The 4,491-nt window shown below is 70.0% G+C and carries 4 protein-coding genes; 3 read left to right on the top strand and 1 reads right to left on the bottom strand.

The features are described from left to right. Positions 1–580 precede the first annotated feature (580 nt). A complete protein-coding gene (locus D0D37_RS46050; protein WP_009074079.1) occupies positions 581–1,282 on the bottom strand; it encodes an IclR family transcriptional regulator in 702 nt (233 codons plus the stop codon). Positions 1,283–1,427: 145 nt separating this feature from the next. On the opposite strand from D0D37_RS46050, the gene leuC reads away from it, so the two are divergent. The 3 genes from leuC (at position 1,428) to D0D37_RS46035 (ending at position 4,360) form a co-directional block, all read left to right on the top strand. Then, positions 1,428–2,852, top strand: a complete 1,425-nt coding sequence (gene leuC / locus D0D37_RS46045; protein ID WP_116206860.1) for a 3-isopropylmalate dehydratase large subunit — start codon at positions 1,428–1,430, stop codon at positions 2,850–2,852. A 23-nt stretch (positions 2,853–2,875) separates the two neighbouring features. After that, entirely contained in the window at positions 2,876–3,478 is a 603-nt protein-coding gene (gene leuD / locus D0D37_RS46040; protein WP_116206859.1) for a 3-isopropylmalate dehydratase small subunit, read from the top strand. A 243-nt stretch (positions 3,479–3,721) separates the two neighbouring features. After that, positions 3,722–4,360: an HU family DNA-binding protein gene (locus D0D37_RS46035; protein WP_116206858.1), complete on the top strand. Its 639-nt coding sequence runs from the start codon at positions 3,722–3,724 to the stop codon at positions 4,358–4,360. Positions 4,361–4,491 lie beyond the last annotated feature (131 nt).

Genomic DNA, 4,491 nt, shown 5'->3' with positions numbered 1-4,491 from the left:
GTTTGAGGTCCTCGAGCGGGTCGGCGGTGAGGCGGGCGGCTGCTGATCGTGTGCCGGGTTTGGGGTCGATGCGTTCGATCGGGTCCGGGGGCCAAGGCTGCGGCGGTGACTGTGTCGGGGAATCGCGTACGGGGGCGGAAAGGTTCGCGGTGCCGGGTTCGGTGGTGCTTTGGGGTCGAGCCGCGGTGTGTTTCGAGCGGAGTGCGTTCGCCGTGTGCTGCGTCGGGGAGGGTTGTCGGTGCGTAAAAGGCCGTCTCCCACGGGGGAGGCGGCTCGGGGCCTGGCGGCAGAGGAGTTCTTGGCGTGTGTCGTCGGCGGCGGGGAGTCGGCGGCTGATCGTGTGCCGGGTTTGGGGCTGATGCGTTCGCTCGGTCCGGAGACCGGCCCGGCGACTGTGCGGGAGGGATCGCGCACCGGGGCGGGAACGTTCGCGGTCTCTGGCGCCGAGCCGCGGTGCGCTTTGGGCAGAGTGCGTTCGCCGTATGCCGCGTCGGGTGAGGATCGTGGGTACGTAAAAGGCCGCCTCCCGCCGGTGCGGCGGAGAGGCGGCCTGAGGTTGAGGCGTGGTGGGAGCGGGCGGTCAGAGGCGTTCCTGGAGCGCGTCCGCGGCGGCAAGGAGATCCGCCGCCCATCGGGCGCCGGGCTTGCGCCCTATGCGTTCTATCGGTCCGGAGACCGACACCGCGGCGACGACTGTGCCGGAGGAATCGCGCACCGGGGCCGAAACGCTCGCGACGCCCGGTTCGCGTTCGGCGACGCTTTGCGCCCAGCCGCGGCGGCGCACTTCGAGCAAAGTGCGTTCGCCGTAAACCGCGTCGGCGAGGATCGTCCGTTGCGTGTGCGGATCCGACCACGCGGCAAGGACCTTCGCGCCCGAGCCCGCCGTCATCGGCAGCCGCGAACCGATCGGAACCGTGTCGCGCAAACCGCTCGGCGGTTCCGCCGTCGAAACGCACACGCGCTGCACGCCGTCGCGCCGGTAAAGCTGAACGCTTTCGCCGGTGATGTCCCGAAGCTTCGGCAGCACCGAACTCGCCGCGTCGAGCAACGGGTCGGTCGATCCGCCCGCGAGTTCGGCGAGCGCGGTGCCCGGCCGCCAGCGCCCGTCCGGCCCTCGCCGCAGCAGGCGATGCACTTCGAGCCCGACCGCGAGCCGGTGCGCGGTCGCGCGAGGAAGCCCGGTGCGCGTGCAGAGTTCCGCCAGCCCGCACGGGTCCTCGGCGACGGCCTGCAGCACGGCCACGGCTTTGTCCAGTACTCCGATACCGCTATGCTGTCCCACGACGCGATACTATCTTCCCGCACTGTGGGAAGTCCAGAATCTGGGAAAAACGAAACCCGGGGCCGCGGACAGCCGCGGCTGCCCCCTCCTCACCGGCACTGTCCGGGTTCCGTGCTCCCGGCCGATCCCGTGGAAGGAGCCGGAGATGACCAGCCCCACCGGCAAGGCTCGTACGCTGGCGGAGAAGGTGTGGGACAGCCACCTCGTGCGCCGAGGCGAAGGCGCCGAACCGGATCTGCTCTACATCGACCTCCACCTGGTGCACGAAGTGACCAGCCCGCAGGCGTTCGACGGACTGCGGCTGGCCGGGCGGCCGGTGCGCCGCCCCGACCTCACCATCGCCACCGAGGACCACAACGTCCCCACGGTGGACATCGACCTCCCGATCGCCGACCCGGTGTCGCGCACCCAGGTCGACACGCTTCGCCGCAACTGCAAGGAGTTCGGCGTCCGGCTGCACCCGATGGGCGACGCCGAACAGGGCATCGTGCACGTGATCGGACCGCAGCTCGGGCTGACCCAGCCCGGCACCACCGTGGTGTGCGGCGACAGTCACACCTCGACGCACGGCGCGTTCGGCGCGATGGCGTTCGGCATCGGCACTTCCGAGGTCGAGCACGTGCTCGCCACCCAGACGCTGCCGCTGCGGCCGTTCAAGACGATGGCGATCAACGTGGACGGCACGCTGCAGCCGGGCGTCACCGCGAAGGACGTGATCCTCGCGGTGATCGCCAAAATCGGCACCGGCGGCGGACAGGGCTACGTCCTCGAGTACCGCGGCAAGGCCATCGAAGACCTGTCGATGGAAGCCCGGATGACGATCTGCAACATGTCGATCGAGGCGGGCGCGCGCGCCGGCATGATCGCGCCGGACGAAACGACCTTCGCCTACCTCAAGGGCCGTCCGCACGCGCCGAAGGGCGAGGACTGGGACGCCGCTGTTGCAGCCTGGCGTGAATTGCGCACCGACGAGGGCGCGGAATTCGACGCAGAGGTCCACCTCGACGCGGACCAGCTGACGCCGTTCGTGACATGGGGCACTAACCCCGGACAGGGTCTGCCGCTGGGCGATTCGGTGCCGGACCCGGCCGCGATCGCCGACGAGAACGCGCGCTTCGCCGCCGAGAAGGCCCTGTCCTATATGGATCTGGAGCCGGGCACCCCGCTGCGCGAGATCTCGGTGGACACGGTCTTCCTCGGCTCCTGCACCAACGGCCGGATCGAGGACCTGCGCGCCGCGGCGGAGGTGCTGCGCGGGCGGAAGGTGGCCGATTCGGTCCGGATGCTCGTGGTGCCCGGTTCGATGCGGGTGCGCAAGGCCGCCGAGGAGGAGGGGCTGGACAAGATCTTCTCCGAGGCGGGAGCCGAATGGCGGCAGGCCGGTTGCTCCATGTGTCTCGGGATGAACCCGGACCAGCTCGCCCCCGGCGAGCGCAGCGCGTCCACCTCCAACCGCAACTTCGAAGGCCGCCAGGGCAAGGGCGGGCGCACGCACCTCGTCTCGCCGCTCGTGGCCGCCGCCACCGCCGTGCGCGGAACGCTGTCCTCGCCCGCCGACCTGCCCGCCTGACTTCCCCGAGAGGAGCTCCCACCATGGAACCGTTCACCCAGCACACCGGGATCGGGGTCCCGCTGCGCAGGTCCAACGTGGACACTGACCAGATCATCCCGGCCGTCTACCTCAAGCGCGTGACCCGCACCGGATTCGAGGACGGGCTGTTCGCCGCCTGGCGCGGGCAGGACGACTTCATCCTCAATCAGGAACCGTTCTCCAGCGGCTCGGTGCTCGTCGCCGGACCGGACTTCGGCACCGGTTCGTCGCGCGAGCACGCCGTGTGGGCGTTGATGGACTACGGCTTCCGCGTCGTCGTCTCGTCCCGTTTCGCCGACATCTTCCGCGGCAACTCCGGGAAGGGCGGCCTCGTCGCCGCGCAGTGCGAGCAGTCGGACGTCGAACTGCTCTGGAAGCTGCTGGAGAACGAGCCCGGCACCGAGGTGTCGGTCGACCTCGAAGCCAAGACCGTGCGGGCCAAGGACTTCACCGCGCCGTTCCAGATCGACGACTACGTCCGCTGGCGGCTGCTCGAAGGACTCGACGACATCGCGCTGACTCTGCGCCACGCGGGGGACATCGACTCGTTCGAGTCCCAGCGGCCTTCCTGGAAGCCCGCGACGCTTCCCGCCGCGACCTCCTGACCTGCGCCGCCGGGGCGCGGATTCCCTGCTCGGAAAGGGAATCCGGTCCCGGCGGACCCCGTCTTCGCCCACGCCAAACGGAGCCTCCCCGGACCGGAATCGGGTCCTTCGGGAGGGCGGAACCGTTCCCGCCGCAAGGGAAAATTTCGCGTGCCGTTTGGAATTTGTGCTGTCTTGGTAATACCGTGTGCGTTAGTCGGCCTACCTGGCCGTGGACGAAGAGTTCTTCTTGGAGGGACTGGAATGGCCAACAAGGCCCAGCTGATCGAGGCGCTGTCGGAGCGCCTGGGCGACAAAAAGGTTGCTTCGGAGGCCGTCGACGGTCTCGTCGACATCATCATCCGGACGGTCAACAAGGGCGAGAAGGTGAACATCACCGGCTTCGGGGTGTTCGAGAAGCGCGCTCGTGCCGCCCGCACCGCGCGGAACCCGCGCACCGGCGAAACCGTGCGAGTGAAGAAGACGAACGTTCCGGCGTTCCGCGCGGGCACCACGTTCAAGGACGTCATTTCGGGTTCGAAGAAGCTGCCGAAGGCCACGGCGGCGAAGCGGGCCACCGGCACCACCGCGCGCGCCACGACCACCCGCGCCGCGTCGACGACCGCCACGCGCAGCACCCGTGCCACGGCGGCGAAGCCCGCTGCCACGCGCACCCGCGCCACCGCGGCCAAGGCTCCCGCCAAGGCCGCCGCGGCCAAGGCGACCACGCGCGCGACCGCCGCGAAGGCGACCACCACGCGCGCGAAGGCGGCCCCGAAGGCCACCACCACGCGGGCCAAGGCCGCCGCCAAGCCTGCCGCCAAGACCACTGCGGCAGCGAAGACCACGGCCGCGGCCAAGAAGGCCCCGGCGAAGCGCACTTCGGCGGCCAAGAAGAAGTAGCCTCGGTATTTGTTGCTTCGCGGCAGGGCCCCGACCTCGGGTGAGGTCGGGGCCCTGCCGCGTTTCCGGGGGCTTGATCGGCTGGGCGGGTGGAAAACGGTGTGGCGGGGCGAGGTTTCGCGAGGCTGGCC

Origin of the sequence: Amycolatopsis circi, from assembly GCF_003385235.1 — a bacterium.
GTDB lineage: Bacteria > Actinomycetota > Actinomycetes > Mycobacteriales > Pseudonocardiaceae > Amycolatopsis > Amycolatopsis circi.
This window is presented reverse-complemented; position numbering and strand designations above follow the sequence as displayed.

Excerpts from the sequence above, each read along its gene's own strand:
- leuC (WP_116206860.1), top strand. The coding sequence starts at position 1,428 with ATGACCAGCCCCACCGGCAAGGCTCGTACGCTGGCGGAGAAGGTGTGG.
- D0D37_RS46035 (WP_116206858.1), top strand. The coding sequence starts at position 3,722 with ATGGCCAACAAGGCCCAGCTGATCGAGGCGCTGTCGGAGCGCCTGGGC.
- leuD (WP_116206859.1), top strand. The coding sequence starts at position 2,876 with ATGGAACCGTTCACCCAGCACACCGGGATCGGGGTCCCGCTGCGCAGG.